This is a genomic window from Streptomyces huiliensis (assembly GCF_020037025.1).
Classification (GTDB): domain Bacteria; phylum Actinomycetota; class Actinomycetes; order Streptomycetales; family Streptomycetaceae; genus Streptomyces; species Streptomyces huiliensis.
Genome location: NZ_JAIQLH010000048.1, coordinates 35,234 through 54,475, shown reverse-complemented (window position 1 = coordinate 54,475; position 19,242 = coordinate 35,234). Strand labels below are relative to the sequence as shown.

At 74.7% G+C, this 19,242-nt stretch carries 15 protein-coding genes and 2 pseudogenes; 10 read left to right on the top strand and 7 right to left on the bottom strand.

Features of this window, described 5'->3' with window-relative positions:
- Positions 1-41 precede the first annotated feature (41 nt).
- Positions 42-224, top strand: a pseudogene (locus JNW98_RS10650) (hypothetical protein); the annotation flags it as partial.
- A 164-nt stretch (positions 225-388) separates the two neighbouring features.
- Here the strand turns inward: JNW98_RS10650 and JNW98_RS10645 are convergent.
- The 6 genes from JNW98_RS10645 to JNW98_RS10620 form a co-directional block, all read right to left on the bottom strand.
- Positions 389-847, bottom strand: coding sequence for a DUF6099 family protein (locus tag JNW98_RS10645; RefSeq protein WP_223767894.1), 459 nt, complete (start codon positions 845-847; stop codon positions 389-391).
- Between the two features lie 117 nt (positions 848-964).
- Positions 965-1,378, bottom strand: coding sequence for a nucleotide pyrophosphohydrolase (locus JNW98_RS10640; RefSeq protein WP_223767893.1), 414 nt, complete (start codon positions 1,376-1,378; stop codon positions 965-967).
- Positions 1,375-2,598: an AAA family ATPase gene (locus tag JNW98_RS10635; RefSeq protein WP_223767892.1), complete on the bottom strand. Its 1,224-nt coding sequence runs from the start codon at positions 2,596-2,598 to the stop codon at positions 1,375-1,377. Before JNW98_RS10635 ends, JNW98_RS10640 begins: the two co-directional genes overlap by 4 nt.
- 24 nt (positions 2,599-2,622) lie before the next feature.
- Complete coding sequence (locus JNW98_RS10630; RefSeq protein ID WP_223767891.1) at positions 2,623-3,036, bottom strand: cell division protein SepF; 414 nt, start codon at positions 3,034-3,036, stop codon at positions 2,623-2,625.
- 149 nt (positions 3,037-3,185) lie between these two features.
- The gene (locus JNW98_RS10625; protein ID WP_223767890.1) at positions 3,186-3,497 is read right to left on the bottom strand and encodes an AzlD domain-containing protein; all 312 of its coding nucleotides are present in this window, start codon (positions 3,495-3,497) and stop codon (positions 3,186-3,188) included.
- Entirely contained in the window at positions 3,494-4,366 is an 873-nt protein-coding gene (locus tag JNW98_RS10620; RefSeq protein WP_308015547.1) for an AzlC family ABC transporter permease, read from the bottom strand. Before JNW98_RS10620 ends, JNW98_RS10625 begins: the two co-directional genes overlap by 4 nt.
- Before the next feature lie 79 nt (positions 4,367-4,445).
- On the opposite strand from JNW98_RS10620, the gene JNW98_RS10615 reads away from it, so the two are divergent.
- The 3 genes from JNW98_RS10615 to JNW98_RS10605 all read left to right on the top strand — a co-directional run bounded on the left by JNW98_RS10615 (position 4,446) and on the right by JNW98_RS10605 (position 7,964).
- The gene (locus tag JNW98_RS10615) at positions 4,446-5,048 is read left to right on the top strand and encodes a helix-turn-helix domain-containing protein (RefSeq protein WP_372459209.1); all 603 of its coding nucleotides are present in this window, start codon (positions 4,446-4,448) and stop codon (positions 5,046-5,048) included.
- Between the two features lie 180 nt (positions 5,049-5,228).
- The gene (locus tag JNW98_RS10610; protein ID WP_223767889.1) at positions 5,229-5,573 is read left to right on the top strand and encodes a hypothetical protein; all 345 of its coding nucleotides are present in this window, start codon (positions 5,229-5,231) and stop codon (positions 5,571-5,573) included.
- A gap of 756 nt (positions 5,574-6,329) precedes the next feature.
- On the top strand, positions 6,330-7,964 hold the full coding sequence (locus JNW98_RS10605; RefSeq protein WP_223767888.1) for a CDP-glycerol glycerophosphotransferase family protein: 1,635 nt from the start codon (positions 6,330-6,332) through the stop codon (positions 7,962-7,964).
- A gap of 13 nt (positions 7,965-7,977) precedes the next feature.
- On the opposite strand, the gene JNW98_RS10600 is transcribed toward JNW98_RS10605, so the two are convergent.
- Positions 7,978-9,744 (bottom strand): tetratricopeptide repeat-containing protein, encoded by a 1,767-nt coding sequence (locus JNW98_RS10600; RefSeq protein ID WP_223767887.1) that lies wholly within the window; start codon positions 9,742-9,744, stop codon positions 7,978-7,980.
- A gap of 461 nt (positions 9,745-10,205) precedes the next feature.
- On the opposite strand from JNW98_RS10600, the gene JNW98_RS10595 reads away from it, so the two are divergent.
- From JNW98_RS10595 to JNW98_RS10570, 6 genes and pseudogenes are all read left to right on the top strand, one after another.
- Positions 10,206-10,610: a hypothetical protein gene (locus JNW98_RS10595; protein WP_223767886.1), complete on the top strand. Its 405-nt coding sequence runs from the start codon at positions 10,206-10,208 to the stop codon at positions 10,608-10,610.
- 165 nt (positions 10,611-10,775) lie between these two features.
- Positions 10,776-11,009: pseudogene (locus JNW98_RS10590) on the top strand (hypothetical protein); the annotation flags it as partial.
- A 54-nt stretch (positions 11,010-11,063) separates the two neighbouring features.
- On the top strand, positions 11,064-12,632 hold the full coding sequence (locus tag JNW98_RS10585; RefSeq protein WP_223767885.1) for a TIGR02677 family protein: 1,569 nt from the start codon (positions 11,064-11,066) through the stop codon (positions 12,630-12,632).
- Positions 12,629-13,864, top strand: a complete 1,236-nt coding sequence (locus tag JNW98_RS10580; protein WP_223767884.1) for a TIGR02678 family protein — start codon at positions 12,629-12,631, stop codon at positions 13,862-13,864. The genes JNW98_RS10585 and JNW98_RS10580 overlap by 4 nt, the downstream gene beginning before the upstream one ends.
- Complete coding sequence (locus JNW98_RS10575; RefSeq protein WP_223767883.1) at positions 13,861-17,967, top strand: TIGR02680 family protein; 4,107 nt, start codon at positions 13,861-13,863, stop codon at positions 17,965-17,967. Before JNW98_RS10580 ends, JNW98_RS10575 begins: the two co-directional genes overlap by 4 nt.
- A complete protein-coding gene (locus JNW98_RS10570; RefSeq protein WP_223767882.1) occupies positions 17,964-19,208 on the top strand; it encodes a TIGR02679 family protein in 1,245 nt (414 codons plus the stop codon). The genes JNW98_RS10575 and JNW98_RS10570 overlap by 4 nt, the downstream gene beginning before the upstream one ends.
- The last annotated feature ends 34 nt before the right edge of the window (positions 19,209-19,242 follow it).

The following is a 19,242-nucleotide window of genomic DNA, read 5'->3' as shown; positions in this document are numbered from 1 at the left end:
CGCTCCTCCGCCCGGGAGGAGCCCAGGGCCGAGGAGGCCACATGCACCAGGAAGCCGTGCCCGCCGAGGCGGTGCCCCACCAGGCCGCTTCCCCACGTCAGGACCCACCGAAGGGCCTGCTGCAACAGATGGAGGAGCTGATGGCGGCGCTGGACGCCGACCTGTCGCGGCTCGACGCCGACCTGCAGTCCTCGGCCGAGAAGCCCGCGCGGTCCTCGACCGACGAGCCCACGCAGTCCCCGGTCGGGGAACCCGCGCCCACCAAGCCCGCCCCCGTCAAGCCCGCGCCCGCCCGCGAGGACGCCACCGACGGCTGACCGCCCGCACCCCGGGCCGGATCCCGTCCCGTACTCCGATCCATGCCCCGACCCATGCCCCGCGCCGTACCTCATGCGGCGCCCCCTCTCTCCCGCAGGGCGAGCCGTCTCAGCAGCCCGCCCACCCGGTCCTCGGTCTCGTCGGCCGCGTCGATCGCCTCGATGCACTGCCAGTAGAGGCCGTCCTCCTCGCAGGCGCAGGCCACACCGACCAGGGCGATGCCCACGTCACCGAGGAGCGCGGCGAGTTCCGTCAGGACCCCCCAGGGGTCGCGGACGGCCGAGAGCCGCGCCGCGCGTAAGCCTCCGGAGCGCAGGGCGACCTGCCGCAGCGCCCCGGAGGCCCGGCCGCCGGCCTCGTTCAGCCCGCACGCCGCGGCCCGTGTCTCGAAGGGGCCGTGAGCGGCCAAGTGACCGCCCACGGCCTGGGCCAAGGCCTGGGTCTGCCAGGCCTCGGCGACGATGTCCTGCATCGTCCTGGCTTCGGCCAGGGCGAGCCGGGTGGCCTCGATCAACCGCAGTGCGTCCATTGCCGCTCCCCCAGTTTCCGCCTGTGCGCTCTCACTACCCAGAGTGATGACTAACCGCCGGAAAAGCCAGGGGAATTCAGAAATCTGTGGATACCAAATCCGCTGTGGACAACTCAATCACTCCGGAGAGTGACGATCCGGCGAACCCTGACGCATGTTCGACGCCCCCGCCGCTACCGGAAACCGCTGCTCGTTCCGTTCGATCTTGGCGGACAGGGCGGCCGGCAGGTCGACCCCCAACGCGTCGCAGAACTGCAGGAGATAGGCGAGCACGTCCGCGACCTCGTCCTTCACCCGCTCCGCCGTCCCGGGATCCGCCATGACCCGTGCGGATTCCTCGGGCGTCAGCCACTGGAAGATCTCCAGGAGTTCGGACGCCTCGACGCTGAGCGCCGCCGCGAGGTTCTTGGGCGTGTGGAAGGGCTGCCAGTCGCGCGCGGCGGCGAACTCCGCCAGCCTGCGCCGCAGGGTGTCGAGGTCCGGGGAGGATTCGTGGTGCCGGTCCGGAGCGGACCCGTGGTGCTCGGTCATGCCTCCAGATCTACCATCGACACCCCCGGCACCCCTGACGCCACCTCCGCCACCTCGCCCCGCACAGTACCCACCAGCCTGATGTGCCCCCGCTCGCACATGCGCGCCGCGAGTTCCACCAACTCCCGCGCCTGGAACGGGTCGAGGCACCGGTCGAGGCCGTCCGCCAGCACGGTGAGCGCCTGCAGCGCGGACAGCACCTCGGCGGCGGGCTCCACCGCGAGCACGTCCGGCCCCGTCAGCAGGACCAAGCACAGGGCGAGGTACCGCAGTTCGCCGTCCCCGAGCCGTTCCAGCGGGGTCGTGGCCCCGGCGCCCCGCGCCAGGACGGCCCGCACGAACCCGCCGTCCAGTGTGCGCGCCTCCACCCCTTCCACCCGGCCGCGGCATCCGGCGTCCGCCGCCCTCACCAGCGCCGCGTGCCGGATCGCGCACTCGCTCGCCGTCCGGCCCAGCACGGCGGCGACGTTGTCGCAGGCGCTCCGCAGCCGGCCGTCCCGCGCCGCGACGGGCGTCCGCATCAGCTCGGGCCGGGGGTCGCAGGGGAAGACCGAGCGCAGGGCGACGACGACCTGCTCCGCCGCGTCGAGCACCAGCCGCTGCCCCGCCGTCTTGCCCGCCACCCGCAGCGGCAGCAGCGCGGTGCCCAGCCGGTCGTCCGGCAGGGGCGCGCGGGTGACCGGGACGGCCCCGGCCGTGTGCCACGCCGCCTCCACCGACGGGAGTCCGGGGTCGCGCAGCGCGGTGGTCAGCAGCGTCCGCCCGGCGCCCGTCAGCCGCTCGCCCACCACCCGGACGTCCGGTTCGGCCTGGACGGCCAGGTCCAGCCGGACCGGACCCACGGGCCCGTCGACCGTGCAGCCGATCCGGAACCCGCGGCGCCCCTGCGGGTCCGGCCGGGCCCGGTGCGGGACGCAGGCCGGGGCACCGCCCGCCACCGGCGCGAGGGCCTCGGCCAGCCCGTCGCCTCCCGCGAGCCGGGCCAGCGCCTCGTACGCCTGGAGCACGCTCGACTTCCCGGTGCCGCTGGCGCCCCGGAAGAGGGTCAGCGGGGCCAGAGCGAAGGCGGCGTTGCGGTGCGACTTGAAGGCCGAGAGCCGCAGTTCGGTGACGACGGGGCGCGGGGGCCGGTGCGCGGCGGCCGAGGCGGCCGCGGCGGACGGCCGGGCGCCCCGTACGTCACGCGCCTGCGCGACCGGACCGTGAGGTGCGACGGACATGCCCGGACCGTATGGCGCGGTGGATCAGCCAAACCGTTTCAGCCTGTCGTTCTTCCTACGATCGGAGTACGAGGACGCGACCTCCGTACCTTCGGGGGTCAGCAGGAAGACATTGGTGTCGACGCGGTGCATGCCGCTGCCGAGCCCGAACACGACACCGCTGGAGAAGTCCAGGATGCGCTTGGCGACGTCGGTGTCCGCGCTGGTGAGGTCCAGCAGCACGGGCGTTCCGCCGATCAGGTGTTCCGCGACCTCGCGGGCGTCCGCGAAGATCTGCACCCGGAGGACCACGAGCCTCCGCTGGTTCGGTTCCGTCTCCGGCTCCTCCTCGGGGAGCGACCGGTGGTTGGACCAGGACGGCCAGGTGTGATGACCGCGCAAGGGCACGACCTCGGCCAGCCCCTCCCACTGCTCGTCGGTGGCCTCTGACCTGTTCACCGGATCACCCCTCCGGGGAACGCGCTGGTTATGTACATCCGGCGATTCTAGGGAAAAGGGCGCCTCCATTCGGCCCAATGACACGCGTGACGCCTCGTCCGACGTCATGAAGCCCTTTCCCCCGCGCCCCGGCCGACCCCTCCCGTCCCTCAACTCACCCCGAGCAACCGGAGAATGGCGGTCGTGGCCGCTGCCGCCACCACCACGATCAGGAACGAGACCTTCCGGAGTGCCAGCGCGGCGCCGACGAGGACACCGGCGGGACGCGCCCAGCCCGCGAAGCCGTGACCGGCCGTCAGCGCCGACACGGCCGCCATGGCGCACAGCAGGACGGTCGCGGAGGCCGACAGCACCGCGCGGACGCGTCCCGACGGCTCGAAGCGGCTGTGCAGGAGGGGGCCGCAGAGGCGGAGGAGGTACGTACCGGCGGCGAGGGCGAGGATGGTCCAGAGAATCGTCATCGGGGCTCACCCACCGACGGGCCGGAGAGCTTGGAGGGCTCGGAGAGCTTGGAGGAATCGGAGAGCTTGGAGGGACCAGAGAGCTTGGAGGGACCGGAGAGCTTGGACGACTCGGAGAACTTGGACGACTCGGAGTGCTTGGACGACTCCGAGAGCCCCGCCCGGAGCTCCGTACCCCGGCCGGGTGCCGCCTCCGTCGCCTTCCCCGCGGAGACCGCGCCTCCGGCCGGCACCGGCGTCTTCCACAGCGCCAACGGCAACCCTAGGAGCGCCAGCAGCACCGGCACGCCACTCGGCAGGAAGGGCGCGGCGGCCAGCGCCACCGCGACCCCCGCCGCCGCGGCGCGGCGCGGGCCCGCCTCCCGCAGCGCGGGCAGCACCAGGGCCAGCAGCACCATGGGCTCGGCGGCGTCGAGCCCCAGGGCGTCCGCGTCGCCCACCGCCCGGCCGGCCAGGGCGCCGAGGAGGGTGCCCGCGTTCCAGGTGACGAACAGGACGCCCCCGCTCACGAAGTAGGCGGCCCGGCGCCGGGCGGGGTCCTGTTCGGCGCGGGCGAACGCGACCGCCTGGTCGACCAGCAGGTGGCTGCCGAGCAGCCGGGCCGGCCGGCGCAGCGCCAGGACGTCGGCGACCGTCAGGCCGTACACGAGCAGGCGCGCGTTGAGCACGAGCCCGGCGGCCACCGCGGCGACGGCTCCGCCGCCGCCCAGCACGATGTCGAGCGTCGCGAACTGCGCCCCGCCGGCGAACACCGCCAGGGACATGACCAGCGGCACCCAGGCGGGCTGTCCGGCGGAGACGGCGATGGCGCCGAACGACGCGCCCACGAGGCCCAGCGCCGCACCCACCGCCCCTATGTTCCGCAGCACGGAAGGATCGAGTGTTCTCCATAGCGAACGCATGGTCGATAGAATGAACACCGTAGGCGCCGTTCGTCAAGGAGAACAAGTGGACCGCTACAGCGAACACCCACCGGAGGGCCCGGGCCGGCCGGAGCGCACCGCCCGCCCGCCGCTGGCCCGCATCGCCGCTTCCATCCGGACCGAGCGCGAGCGCATCGGCCTGTCGCTGACGGAACTGGCGAAGCGTGCCGGCATCGCCAAATCCACGCTGTCGCAGCTGGAGTCCGGCACGGGCAACCCGAGCGTGGAGACGCTGTGGGCGCTCGGCGTCGCCTTGGACGTCCCGTTCAGCCGGCTCGTCGACCCGCCCCGGCCCCGCGTCACCGTGCTCCGCCTCGGCGAGGGTGCCACCGTCCCCTCGGAGCACGCCGACTACACCGTGACCCTCCTGGCCTCCTGTCCGCCCCACGCCCGCCGCGACCTCTACGTCCTCCGGGTGGAACCGGGCGCCCCGAAGACGTCCGAGCCCCATTCGCCCGGCACGACAGAACATGCCGTGGTCGCCTCGGGGAGGGCACTGATCGGCCTCAGCGACGAGCCGCTGGAGCTGGGCCCCGGCGACTACATCAGCTATCCGGGCGACGTCCCACACATCTGCCAGGCCCTGGAAGCCGGTACGACCATCGTCGTGGCCATGGAGCACGTCTGAGCGTGGACCAAGCGGCGCCTGCGGCGTCGGTGGCGACGAGCGCGGTGGCCGTCCGTCGCATGCCGTGTGAGGCGGGCAGTTCGCCGCAAAGATCCTGATGCACCGTCATCACATGACAGGGGGGTCTTCTCACCCTATGGAGGGATGCGCATAGAGTAGTTGAGCGATTACGATGGGTTCATGTCTCGGTGGGGTCCCGCGCGCACACGACCTGTTCTCCAGGCCGTGACCGCCGTGCTGGTCTCCCTGCTGCTGGTGCTGTCCGGCGGCGACCCCGCCCTGGCGGCGGGCGACCGCGGCCGGGAGGAGAGCTCCTCGTCCACGGAGTTCGGCCTGTCCGACGACCGTACGGCGGACGCCGTCGAACCGGAGGGCGCGCCGACCGGCGTACAACGTCGGCATCGCGCCGGGCCGGCCGCTCCCGCCGCGCCTTCCGCCGTCACCCCGGACCGCCCGGCTACCCCTCAAGCCCCTCCGTCGTCGCTCCCGGCGCCCCACGCGCGGAACGCCGTCCTGCGCTGCTGAGGTGACCCGCGCCGCCCCGTCGTACGGCGGCGCCGTCGCGTCCCTCGACCACCGGCAAGAGAGCAGAGACGTCATGCCGCTCGACCCCGCGCGGGCCGTGAGCGCCTACATGCGCGCCCAGGCGTACCGCGATCAGTTCCGTCCGCGTTCCGTCGACTCCCCTTCCGGGGCCCGTGGTTCCACGGAGCCGCGCCTCGTTTCCTCCACTTCCTCCACTTCCTCCGCCTCCTACGCCTCCTCCGCTGAAGCGGGTACGGACGCGCGGGCCGATTCCGAACCGCCTCTCCTGACCGCACCGGGAGCGGGACGTCCGGACCGCCGCGCGGTCTGGCCGCTCGCCCGCCTCCTGCCGCTCCTCCGCCGGCTCCGCGGCGTCTCACCACCCCCCTCCGCCACCTCGGGCTCACCACCCTGCGGGCCGCCGCAGCGGGAGCCGTCGCGTTACGCGGGCTAAGAGAACCGTTTCCCCGCGCCGGGCGGCCGGTTGACCGCTTCGGGACTCCTCGCACGCGTCGGCCGTCGCGCGCGAGGAGCCGGGGACGGCCCAGGCCGGGCTCGCCCGCCAGTACGATCGCGGTCATGCGTACCGGACCCCTGACAAGCTTCCTGACATCGATACGGGTGATTTGTTCCCTTATGCCGAAGCACCCGGTACGATGACAGGCTTTACGCAGCGGGCAGCGGGCAGCGGGCAGCGGGCAGCGGGCAGCGGGCAGCGGGCAGCGGGCAGCGGGCAGCGGGAGGCCGGAGGCGTGCGTGTTGTTCGCCGTCCGCTCGGCCGGCGCCCTGCACCGGCTCCTGGACGTCCTCCCGGTCTTCGAGGGCGATGAACGCATCGCCGCCCGCTTCGCCCTCGTCCCCGGCTCGGACTTCGACGTGGACGCCCTCGCCGCCCTCGACCGCTCCGGCGCCCGCCTCCTCACCTGGGACGACGCCCGCTCCCGCACTCACGACCTGATCCTGACCGCGAGCCCGAAGGGCGCGATCCGCGTCCTGTCCGGCCCGCACGTGCTGCTCCCGCACGGCGCCGGCTTCAACAAGGCGCTGCCAGAGGAGGGTTCGCCACACCTGCCGTCCGGCCTCGACCCCCGCTTCCTCCTCGTCGACGGCCGCCCCTGGGCCGCCCTCCACGCGCTCGCGCACGGCGACCAGCTCGACCGCCTCGCCGAACACTGCCCGCCGGCCGCCGCCCGGGCCACGGTCGTCGGCGACCCGACGCTGGACCGCCTCCTCGCCTCGCTCGCCCACCGGGACGACTACCGCACCGCCCTGGGCACGGGGGAGCGCCGCCTCGTCGTCCTCGCCTCCACCTGGGGGCGCGAGTCGCTGCTGGCGCGGCGGCCCGAGCTGCCCGCCGCGCTCGCGCGCGTCCTCCCCCACGACGCGTACCAGCTCGCGCTCGTCCTGCACCCCAACGAGCACAGCAGGCTGGGTGCGTACGACCTCTCCCGGCACCTGGCGCCCGCCCTGCGCGCGGGCGTGGTCCTGGCCGAGCCGTACGAGGAGTGGGCCGCCCTGCTGGTCGCCTGCGACGCCGTGGTCACCGACCACGGCTCCACGGCCCTCTACGCCGCCGCCCTCGGACGGCCCGTCGTCGGCGCCTACGACGGGGGGAGCGAGCTCATACCGGGCACCCCGATGGCCGCGCTCCTCGAACAGGCGCCGCGGCTGACGGACCCCGCCGGCCTGGCGGAGGCCCTGCGGGCGGCCGCCGAACAGGACGTCCGCAAGTGCGCCGACGCCGCGTTCGACCTCCCGGGCGAGTCGCTCCCGCGACTCCGGGAGGAGCTGTACCGGCTGCTGGGCCTCCGGCCGCGGACGGTGCCAGTACGACCACACCCCCTGCCCGCGCCGAGGAAGCCCGCGGCACCGAACGGTCCGGCGGCCTACGCGGTACGGACCCGGGTGGCCGGCCTCCGCATCTCCGTCGAGCGCTTCCCGGCCGACACCACCCTCACCGCTCACCACCTGGCCGCCGAGTCCCCGCACGCCGGCCCCCGCGAGACGCAGAGCGCGGCGGTGCTTTGGCGCCGCGCCCGGCCCGCCTCCGGCAGCCCGCACACGAGCACGTGGACGGCGGGCGGCTGGACGGCCCGGACGCTGGACGAGGCGCCGTACTGCCGCACCGCCGCCGCGATCCTCACACCGGAACGGTGCCTGCTGCGGCACCGCACGGCGGGGACGTTCCGCGTCCGCGTCGAGCCGCACCGGACGGACGGCCGCGTCCTGCGCGCGGATCCGGCGGCCGTGATCTCGGCGGTCCACTCGTGGCTGGGGGGCGCCCGGCCCGAACCGACGCTTCCGGTCACGCTGGTGTGCGACGTCGGCCCGTTCCCCGTCCGGGCCGTCGTGTCCCGGCCCGACGACACCGACCTCGACCACGAGCTCTGAGGGGGAGCAGCACCTACGAACTCGACAGCCCGCCACACCGTTCGGCCAGCAGACGCGCCGCCGCCCGGTACTCTTCCGCCCCTTCCGTCTCCCCCGCCTCGTCGGCGAGCCGGGCGAGTTCCTCCAGCACGCGCGCTTCGTCGGTGGTCGAACCGCGCAGCCTGGCGTTGTCCAGGGCGGCCCGGACCAGCGCGACCGCCTCCGCCGGGCGCCCCGCGCAGCGCAGCGCGCGCCCGAGTTCGAAGCCCGTACGGGCGGTCATGCGCTCCCGGCCCTGCTCCTCGGCCATCCGATGCGCGTCCGTGAGCAGTTCGACCGCCCGCGCGTACTCGCCCATCCCGGCGGCGGCGCATCCGAGGAGGTGGGTCTGGAGCAGCACGCCGTACGCGTTCCCGATGGCCGCGTGCTCCTGCCGGGAACTCTCGAAGTCGACGACGGCGGACGCCCAGTCGCCCTGGACGGACTTCAGCTTGCCGCGGAACTCCACGACGGACGCCTTGAGCTTCCGCTCGCCCGTCGAGTCGCCCAGCGTCCCGGCGGCGTTCACCGCGTGCCGCAGCTGCTCGGCCGCCTCCTCGTAGCGCTCCTGCTCCCAGAGGGGACGGGCGAGCTGGCAGCGCATGCGGATCGCCGCGGGCACGTGCTCCTGACGCTGCGCCGCGGCGAGTCCCCTGCCGAAGGCGTCCATGACGTCCGCGTAGTGCGGATGGTCGAGGAAGTGCGTCCACAGCGGCTCGCAGAGGGCCCACGCGTCCTCGGACAGGCCACACTCGTAGGCGATCCGCACGCAGCCGTACAGGGCGAGCCGGTGCGACTCCATCCAGCGCAGCGCCTCCGCCTTGCCGGCGAACTCGACGTCGGGAACGCCGGGGAGCTCCGGGATCGGCGGCGCGAACGTCATGCGCGGACCGGCCGCCAGGAGGTCGGCGCGGTGCGCCTGGCGCCGGTACCAGCGGACCAGCCGCTCACGGGCCTCCTGCCTGCCGCCCCCGTCGTGTTCCTCCTCGCGGGACCGCCGTTCGGCGTGCCCGCGCAGCAGGTCGTGGATCCGGGCCCCTTCGGGCCGGCTCTCCAGGAGGCCCGCGCCTTCCAACTCGTCCAGGGCGTCCTCGGCCGGCGGCGCACCGCCGCCCAGCAGGGCCGCGGCGGCCGGAACCGTGACCACCGGAGCGGGGAACTCCGGCAGCAGCCGGTACAGCCACGCCGCCTCCGGCCCCAGCCCCGCGTACGCCGCGTCCCACACCGCTTCGACCATCGGGATGCCCCTCTCGTGCAACTCGGCCGAGAGCTCCGCGACCAGCCGGGACAGGCTCCGCCGCCGGTGCCGGCGGATCCACCGGCCGGCCACGTGCAACGCCGCCGGCAGCCCGCCGCACCCCCGGACCAGCTCGGCCACGGCGTCCGGTTCCTCCGCCAGGCGCGCGTCGTCGACGATGTGCCGCAGCAGGCACACCGCGTCCTCGACCGCCAGCGGTCTCATCGGCATCTCCAGCGCGGCCACGCCGTCCAGATCGTGCAGCCGCCCCTGACTGGTCACGATCACCAGACCGCCACCGGACGACGGAAGCAGCGGCAGGATCTCGTTGCCGAACCGCGCGTTGTCCACCACCACGAGCAGGCGCTTGCCCCGCGTCAGCGTCCAGTACTGCTTCGAACGCCCGGCGAACGACCGATCCAGCCACCCGGCGGCCACCCCGAGCCCGGACAGCAGCTCCCCCACCGCGTCCGCGACCTCGACCACCCCGTCCCGCCGCAGGTCATCCAGGTCGACGTACAGCACCCCGTCCGGGAACCGGTCGCTGATCCGCCGGGCGACGTGGAACCCAGCGCCGTCTTGCCGACCCCGCCGATACCGGTCAGCGCGACGACGAGCGGAGCCTCGCCTCCGTCCGAACGCCCGTCCAGTGTCCGGAGGATGCGCTCCTGCTCGGCCCGCCGGTCCTCGAAGTGGGCGATGGCGGGCGGCAGCTGATGCGAAATCGGCGGCGGCGGGGCGGCATGCACATGGTGATGCACCTCACCGATGTCGCGGGCCTGAAAGACCGCGCCCATCCGCGCCTGCCCGTCCACGCTGTTGTACGTATCGTCGGCCACGCGCAAACTCTACGATCCGCACAACGACCTGACGGGGCAACGGCAAAAGATGCCCCTGCCAAGGCAGCGCGCGACGCCCTAGGATGTGCAACCACCACAGCCGACCCGGGGAGCCCGTCCATAAATCCGATCTCTGCGAGCGTTCTCGTGGCCCTCGCCGGAGGCGCCGGCGGAGAGGCCGGCCGGCAGGTGTGGCAGGGCCTGGCTTCCCTGGTCCGCCGCCCGTTCCGGCACGGCGACGACGGTTCCCCCGAACCGGACCCGTCTCTCCAGGTGAGCACGGCCCAGCCCGAACTCACGGCTCTGCGGGACGCTCCCGGCGACCCCGACCGTGCCCAGGCCCTGGTGACGGCCTTGGGCGTGCGCGCCGCCCTGGACGCACGGTTCCGGCGCGACCTGGACGAGTGGTGGCAGCGGGCACAGTCGATCGGGACCGGCGGTGACGTGCACAATCACATCAGCGGGGGCACGCACCACGGGTCGACCATGATGGGGCGGGACTTCTTCCGAACCACCTCGACGGGGTCCTCGGGGCCGGCCGACGGCCGGTAACGCGAACGCTGCCGCACCGGTCGGCGGCAGTCCACCGCGTCGTACGGAACAATGGCCGGCCCGGGAAGCCCCGGCCACATCCCCCCTGCCCCTCACCCCTGTACGTGGTGTGCTCCCAGCGGCTCGAGAAACCGGCTCGGCGCACCGTGCCAGGAGATCGAGCCGGCCTATTGCACCGCCCTGGGGCTGCGCGAGGGGCACCTCGTCTACGCGAAAGGCAACGCGCCGCACGCGGCCCACCGGGTGCGGCACGCGGGGACCGTCATCCATCAGCACGCGCTCGACCTTCATCAGGAGCCGGCGGCGTTGCTCGCGGAGACGGCGGCACTGGCCCGTCGGATGTGCGCGGGCCTGCCCGTGCGACCGGCGTACGGAGGGCACACCGATGATGATCTGTGACAATTCCGGCTTCGCATGCTCGGGTGACCGGCCATCCCGCAGAATGATCGGGTCATGACTCCGACGCCCGACCCCGCAGCCCCGGCCCCGGCCCCGTCCGGGTACGCCCCCTTCGCGCACCTCACCGCGCCCAACTCCGCTCTGTACCGGCGGACGATGCGGGCTTTTCTCAGCGCCAAGGAGCGCTTCGCGGTGCATCTGCGTCCCGAGGACGTGCAGGCGGCGCTGGTCGCCGGCGGGTTCCCCGCGGAGCCGGAGGCGGTCGGCAAGGCGCTCGACAGCCTCGTCGAGTGGGGCAATCTGCGGGCCGACCCGGACACGGCCCGTGTCACCGCCGTCGAGGACTTCTACCGCAAGCGGTACGTCTACCAGCTCACCCAGGCGGGAGAGGCGGCGGAGGAAGCGCTGGCGGCGTACGACGAGGCGCTCGGGCGGCGGGGTGCGTTGCAGGCGGTGGCGCTGCACGACATCGTCACGCATCTGCGCGCCCTGCTCGTCCTGGCGGCCGAGGAGGAACCGGACCCGGCCAAGACGTACCTCGCGCTCGACGCGCTCAGCAGCCGGTTCGCGGCCCTCGCGGACAACGCCCGGGCGTTCATGGGGTCGTTGCAGCGCACCATCGACCTCCACGACGTCGAGGAAGAGGTCTTCCTCGCCTACAAGGACCGGTTGATCCAGTACCTGGAGCGGTTCATCCAGGACCTGATCACGCTCGGCGGGCGCATCGCCCAGCTGATTCTGGAGCTGGAGGACGGCGACGCGATCGTCCCCCTCCTGCGCGGCGCCGCCGCCCGCGAGGCCGCCGACGCCGCCCCGGAGGACGTGGAGCACGCCGAGCGCGAGGCGTACGCGCGGTGGGCCGGCCGCTGGGACGGGCTCGCCGCCTGGTTCCTCACCCGGAACGGGCGGGAATCGCAGGCGCGGCTGCTGCGCGGCCGGGCGCTCGGGGCGATCCCCCAGCTCCTGGCCGTGGTCCGGGCGCTGAACGAGCGCAGGGCCGGGCGCTCCGACCGGTCCGCCGACTTCCGCGCCCTGGCCCGCTGGTTCGCCGAGGCGCCCGACGACGACGCCCGGCACCGGCTGTGGCGCACCGCCTTCGGGCTGTACCCCGCCCGCCACCTCACCGTCGACGCCGAGACGCTCGCCGGCCGCGCGGCCCGGCCCGTGTCCGCCGGCACGCCCTGGGCCGACGCGGAGCCCCTGCGGATCAGCCCGCAGCTGCGGCGCACCGGCAGTTACGAGCGGCGCGGCAAGCCCCGCAGGGTGCAGGACCGGTCCGAGGCCCGCCGGTATCTCGCCGAACTGGCCGCGAAGCAGGCCGCGGAGACGGCCGCCGCCCGGGCGCGGCTCGCCACCGACGGTGTGACGCGGCTCTCCGCTCTCGGTGAGCTCGATCCGCTCGCGTTCGGTCTCTTCCTCCAGCTCCTCGGGGACGCTCTGGCCACCTGGCGGCCCGGGATGACGCGCACGTCGGCCACCAGCAACGACGGTTCGATGGAGATCCGTCTCACCGCCCTTGGCGACGGCACGACCGCCGAGATCACCACACCGGGGGGGACCTTCCGCGGCCCCGACCACACCGTCGAGATCATCGACCTGACCGAGAGGGCCGCCGGGAGATGAGCACCCCGCTCGCCGAGGTTCTGGACGGGCAGCACTCCGCCGAGCTGCGCAAGGCGGCCCGCGCGCTGCTCCGGGAGCCGCTGCTGCTCGCCCGGGGGCCGCGTGCGGACGAGTTCCGGCTGGTCCGCCGGCACGCGTCGGAGCTGCGTGCCTGGTTCGACCGGAACACCGGCTGGACCCTCCATGTGGACGCCGAGGCCGCGCGCCTGCGCAAGGTGCCCGGCCATCCCGCCGACCCCACGCACCCCGCCCGGGAGGCCGGCCGGGCCGGTGCCCCCTTCACCCGCCGGCGGTACGTCCTGCTCTGCCTCGCCCTGGCCGCACTGGAGCGCGGTGAGGCACAGGTGGCTCTCGGCCGGCTCGCCGAGCAGGTGGTGCTGGACGCGGCGGATCCGCCGCTGGTCGCCGCCGGTATCCGGTTCACGCTGGACCGCCGCGACGAGCGCCTCGACCTCGCCGCCGTCGTCCGGGTGCTGCTGAAGCTCGGCGTGCTGCGGCGGGTGGCCGGTGACGAGGAGGCGTACGTCAACGGGGCGGGCGACGTGCTGTACGACGTCGAGCGCCGGGTGCTGGCCGGTCTGCTCGCCACCCGCCGGGGACCGTCCACCGTACGCGCCGGATCCTTCGACGAGCGGCTGGCCGAACTGGTCGCCGAGACCGCTCTGGACAGCGACGACCTGCGGTTCCTCGCGATGCGCCGCGCGCTGACCCGCCGCCTGCTCGACGATCCGGTGCTGTACTACGACCAGTTGACCGATGCCGAGCTCGCCTACCTCACCCGGCAGCGCGGCTTCCTCACCGCCCGGATCACCGAACTGACCGGGCTGGTCCCCGAAGTGCGGGCCGAGGGCATCGCCATGGTCGACCCCGACGACGACCTCACCGACGTCCGGATGCCCGAACAGGGCACCCACGGTCATGTCACGCTGCTCCTCACCGAGCACCTCGCCGCGGCGGACGGGCCGGTCACCGTCGCCGCCCTCCGCAGCAAGGTCCGTGAACTCGCCGGGCAGTACGGCGGATTCTGGTCGAAGACCGCCAAGGAGCCGGGCGCGGAAGGCGAACTGGTCGAGCAGGCGCTCGCCAAGCTCACCGCCCTGGGCCTGATCACCCGCCGGGACGACGTGATCACACCCCGCCCGGCGCTCGCCCGGTACGCCGTCGGCGAGACCGTCGTCCGGGAACCCCGTACGTCCCGCATGCCACAGCAGCGAAAGGCCGACCGGCAGTGACCGCCCTTCCCGTTCCCACCCGCACCCGCTGGCAGCCGCTGCGCATCGGTCTCGTCGACCTCTTCCATTACGACGAGGAGGAGTTCCACTTCCGTGACGGGCGGCTGCTGCTCCGCGGCAACAACGGCACCGGCAAGTCCAAGGTCCTCGCCCTGACCCTGCCGTTCCTGCTGGACGGCGATCTCACCCCGCGCCGCGTGGAACCCGACGGCGACCCGGGCAAACGCATGGAGTGGAACCTGCTCCTCGGCGGCGAACACCCGCACTCCGAACGGCTCGGCTACACCTGGATCGAGTTCGGCCGCCGGGACGCGACGACCGGAGAGAACCACTTCCGTACCCTCGCCTGCGGACTGAAGGCCGTCGCCGGGCGGGGCATCGCCCGGCACTGGTACACGGTCACCGACCAGCGGATCGGCCGGGACCTCAGCCTCCTCGACGCCACCCGCACCGCGCTCACCCGCGACCGGCTCGCCGAGGCCGTCGCCGGGCACGGGATGGTCTACGACCAGGCCGGGACGTACCGCAGGGCCGTCGACGAGGCGTTGTTCGGGCTGGGCGAGCAGCGCTACGCGGCCCTGGTGGACCTGCTCATCCAGCTGCGCCAGCCCCAGCTGTCCAAGCGGCCCAACGAGGCCGCCCTGTCCCGGGCGCTGACCGAGGCGCTGCCGCCCATGGACCAGGCCGTGGTCGCCGACGCGGCGGAGGCCTTCCGCTCCCTGGACGAGGAGAAGGAGGAGCTGCGGGCCGCCGCCGAGGCCGAGCGGGCCGCGGCGGCCTTCCTGGAGCACTACCGCCGCTACGCCCGGATCGCCTCGCGCCGGCGGGCCCGGCTCCCCCGCACCGAGCACTCCCGCTACGAGCGTCTCCAGCGCGACCTCGCCGAAGCGCAGGCGCACCGGACCCGCGCGGAGGAAGACCGCGCCTCCGCCACGGAACGCCTCGCCGGGCTGGAGGAGACGGAGACCCGGCTGCGGGCCCAGGACGCGGCCCTGCGCGCGGGGCCCGAGATGCGCAGTGCCCGGGAACTGGAGCGGGCGGCCGGTGAAGCGGACCGGGCGGCGGACGAGCGGAAGCGCGCGGAAGCCGATCAGCGGCAGGCCGCGGATCTCCACCAGCGGGCACTGGCCCGGCTCGGCGCGGCCCGGAACCGGCTGGCCACGGCCGAAGGCCAGGCGAAGGACCATCTCACCCGGGCCCGGAAGGCGGCCGGCGAGGCCCTGGTCGTCCTGCCGGAGGAGCCGGCCCGGGACGCGGCCGAGGCCGCGATGGACCGCAGGCGGCGCACGCTGGACCATGTGGAACGCCTCGCCGGCCTGGCCGACCGGACGGCGGAGGAGGGCCGGGCGGCCTCCCGGCGGCTCGACGAAGCGGAATCCGACCTCGCCGTCGCGGAGGAGACGCGGCACCGGGCGGAGGAGGACGCGGCGGCGGCCGGGCGCGCCCTGCTGGACGCGGTGCGGCGGCACGCCGGTGAGTGCCGGGAGCTGGCCTACCCGGATCCGGTGGGCGTCCTGGACGAACTCCAGGACTGGGCCGGGCGTCTGGAAGGCCCTTGCCCGGCCCGTGCCCACGCCTCGCGCGCCCACCGCGCCGCGGCGGAGCGGCTGGCCGACCAGGCGGCCGGCCTGACCCAGCGCAAGGCCGGGCTCCGGACGCGCGTCAGGGACGTGGAACGCGAACTGGCCGCGCTCACGACCGGCGGGCAGCGCGGGCCGGAAGCCCCGTACACTCGCACCCCGGAGCTGCGGGAGCGCGTGGAAGGTGCCCCTTTGTGGCGGCTCGTCGACTTCCGTGACGGGCTCGGGGACGCGGACCGCGCCGGTTTGGAGGCGGCTCTGGAGGCGTCCGGTCTGCTGGACGCCTGGGTCCGCCCGGACGGCACGGCCCTCGGCGCCGACGGGCACGACGTGCTGCTCGCGCCGCGGACGGGACCGGTGCCCGGGCCGTCCCTGGCCGACGCGCTGCGCCCGGCCCCGGACCACGGCGATCCCCGGGCCGCGGCCGTCGCCGAGGAGACGGTGACGCGGCTGCTCGCGGCGATCGGGCTGGGCGAGGAGGGCGGCGCGGCCGACTGGGTCGCCGCCGACGGGCGGTTCCGCGTCGGCGTCCTCACCGGACGCTGGGCCAAGCCCACCGCGGAGTACGTCGGCGAGGGCGCCCGCGAGGAAGCGCGCCGGGCCCGGATGGCCGCGCTGGACGCCGAACTCACCACGCTCCGGGAGGAACTGGACGCCGCCGAGGCCGAGTCCGGGACCGTGGCCGCGCGCCGTCACACGCTCGACGCCGAGCTGGCCGCCGTGCCCGACGACGCGCCGCTGCGGCAGGCGTACGCCCGGGTGGCCGCGGCGGCCGAGGCCGTACGCCGGGACCGGGCCCGCCGCGACGAACGGGCCGCCGGCCTGGCCCGGGCGACCGAGGAGGCCGAGCGGGCGGCCTCGGAGTTCGCCACCACCGCCGCCGACGTGGGTCTGCCGTCCGACCGCGCCGAGCTCGCCGCCGTGCGCCAGGCCCTCACCGGCCTCGCCCTCGTCCTCGCCGATCTGTGGCCCGCCCTGCGGGAGCGCGCCGAGGCGGCCCGGCAGGCCGTGGAGGAACGCGACGAGGCCGAGCAGGCCGGGCGGCGGGCCGCCGAGCACGCGGTCCGGGCCGAGGAGGCGGCCCGGGTGGCCACCGCCGCCGCCGAGCGCCACGACACCCTGCGCTCCACGGTCGGCGCGGCCGTCGCCGAACTCCAGCGCCGCCTCGGCGAGACCGCCGCGTCCCTCCGCGCGTGTGCGGACGAGCAGCGCCGCGCACGGGAGGACCACACCGAGGCGGACCGGCGGGCCAGCCGCGCGGAAGGCCGCATCGAGCAGCTGGAGGACGCGATCGCCGAGGCGGCGTCGGCCCGGACCGAGGCCATCGCGGGCCTGCGGCGGTTCGCCGGCACCGGGCTGATCGCCGTCGCGCTGCCCGACCTGGCCGTGCCGCCGGCCGGTGACGGGCCGTGGGCGGCCACGCCGGCCATCGCCCTGGCCCGGGCCATGGAGACCGAGCTGGCCGCGACGGACGACTCGGACGGAGCCTGGGAGCGCGTGCAGCGGCGCCTCAGCGAGGAACTCAAGACCCTCCAGGACGCCCTGTCCCGGCACGGGCACACCGCCTCGGCCCGCATGGTCGAGGACGGCATGGTCGTCGACATCGTCTACCAGGGGCGGGAGCGCGCCGTCCCCGAACTCGCCGAGGCCCTCGCCACCGAGGTCGGCGAGCTCACCCGCATCCTGTCCGCCCACGAACGGGAGCTCCTGGAAACCCACCTCATCACCGAAGTGGCGGGCACCCTCCAGGAGTTGATCGGCGCGGCGGAACGGCGGGTCCGGGCCATGAACGCCGAACTGGAGGAACGCCCGACCTCGACCGGCATGAAGCTGCGTCTGGTGTGGCGGGCCTCCCGCAAGGCTCCGCCGGGACTCGACCGGGTGCGGGAACACCTCCGGCAGTCCGCCGACGCCTGGGCCCCCGGCGACCGGGCGGCGGTCGGCGAGTTCCTCCAGGCGCAGATCGCCCGGCAGCAGACCGACGACGCCGCCGGCAGCCGGCTCGAACACCTCACCACCGCTCTCGACTACCGCGCCTGGCACGAGTTCGGCGTCGAACGGCACCAGCAGGGCCGCTGGGTCCCGGCCACCGGCCCGGCATCGGGCGGCGAGCGCGTCCTCGCCGTGTCCGTGCCCCTGTTCGCCGCCGCGTCCTCGCACTACGCGAGCGCGGGCAACCCGCACGCACCCCGGCTGGTCACCCTCGACGAGGCGTTCGCCGGAGTCGACGACGACTCGCGGGCCAAGTGCCTGGGCCTGCTGCACGCCTTCGACCTGGACGTGGTGATGACCAGCGAACGGGAGTGGGCCTGCTACCCACAGGTGCCCGGTATCGCCATCGCCCAGCTCTCCCGGACCGACGAGGTGGCGGCGGTCCTGGTCACCCGCTGGGAGTGGGACGGGTCCGTACGGACGCGCGGGGAGGATCCGGCGGAGGCGCGGGGAGGGGCCGCGGCCGTGGAAGCGCCGGAGCCCGGCGGGCCGACGGCCGCGGCGGACGGCCAGGACCGGCTGTGGGCATGAGTACGCCGCCGCCCTCCCCCGGCGGGACCGACCCGGACCGCCTCCGCCGCCTGCTCGGTGACCCCGCCCTCGCGTGGCTGGTCGAGCGCGTACGGCGGCGCCTCGAACGCGAACAGCCGCTCACCGGAACCGTCTCCCTCACATCGCCCACAGAGGCGCAGCGCACGGCCGTCGAGCGCCTGCTGGGCCGCGCACCCGGCGGCGGCCGGTCGCTGGCCGTCCGGCTCGACGCCGTGGACGAGGTCCTGCGCCGCTCCGGTGCGAGCCGGGACGGCCTGGCCGCGGCCGTCGAAGCGCTGTCGGGTCCCGTCACCCCGCTCCGCCTGATACAGGAGGACGAGTCCCGCGCCTGGCAGGAGGCGTGCCGGCCGCTCGGGACGCTCGCCCGCGAGCGGCCCGGCCTCGCCGAGTGGGCCACCGAACCCCGCACGCGAAGTCTCGTACGACGCCTCGCCCGCACCCCCCAGGCCGCGGGCCGGCTGACCGCCGACGCCGCGAAGGTACTCCGGCGGCTTCCCGCCGAACCCGCCGTCTCCCTGCCGGCCTTCGCCGCCCGCGTACTGGGCAGCGCGCACGCGCTGGACGACGGAACGCCCCTGGCCACGCTCACCCTGGCCGGAGCCCGTGCCCTCACCGGCTTTCCCGACGGCACTGGCGCGGAATGGCGGCGCGATGCGTGGGCCTCGGCGGGACTGCTGCGCGACGAACTGTCCTCCACCGTTCTCACCCTGAACCTGCGCGGTACCCCGGCCATGGACTGGCTGGCGGACACCGGAGAGCCCACCGTCCTCACCCTCCGCCAACTCGCCGGCCGCCCGCCCGTCGCAGCGCCCCCGGTGGTACGCGTCTGCGAGAACCCGGCCGTCCTGGCGGCCGCCGCCGAGGCCCACGGCGCGCGCTGCCCCCCTTTGGTCTGCCTCCAGGGACAGCCCTCCGCCGCGGCCCTGACCCTCCTGCGCCGGCTCCACGGCGGCGGCACGCGCATCCTCTACCACGGAGACTTCGACTGGGGTGGCTTCCGGATCGCGAGCGTCCTGCTGGAGCACGTGCCGTGGCGCCCCTGGCGGTACACGGCCACGGACTACCGGGCGCTGGTGGCCGCTGTTCCCCGGCTGCCGCCCCTGACGGGCCTGCCGGCCGACGCGTCCTGGGACCCCGCGCTGGCACCGGCATTGGCCGAGTCCGGAGTCCGCGTCGAGGAAGAGGTGGCCCTGCCGTCGCTTCTCGCGGATCTCGCATGACCCCGCCTCACCTTGCGCATCGGAGAGGCACCCG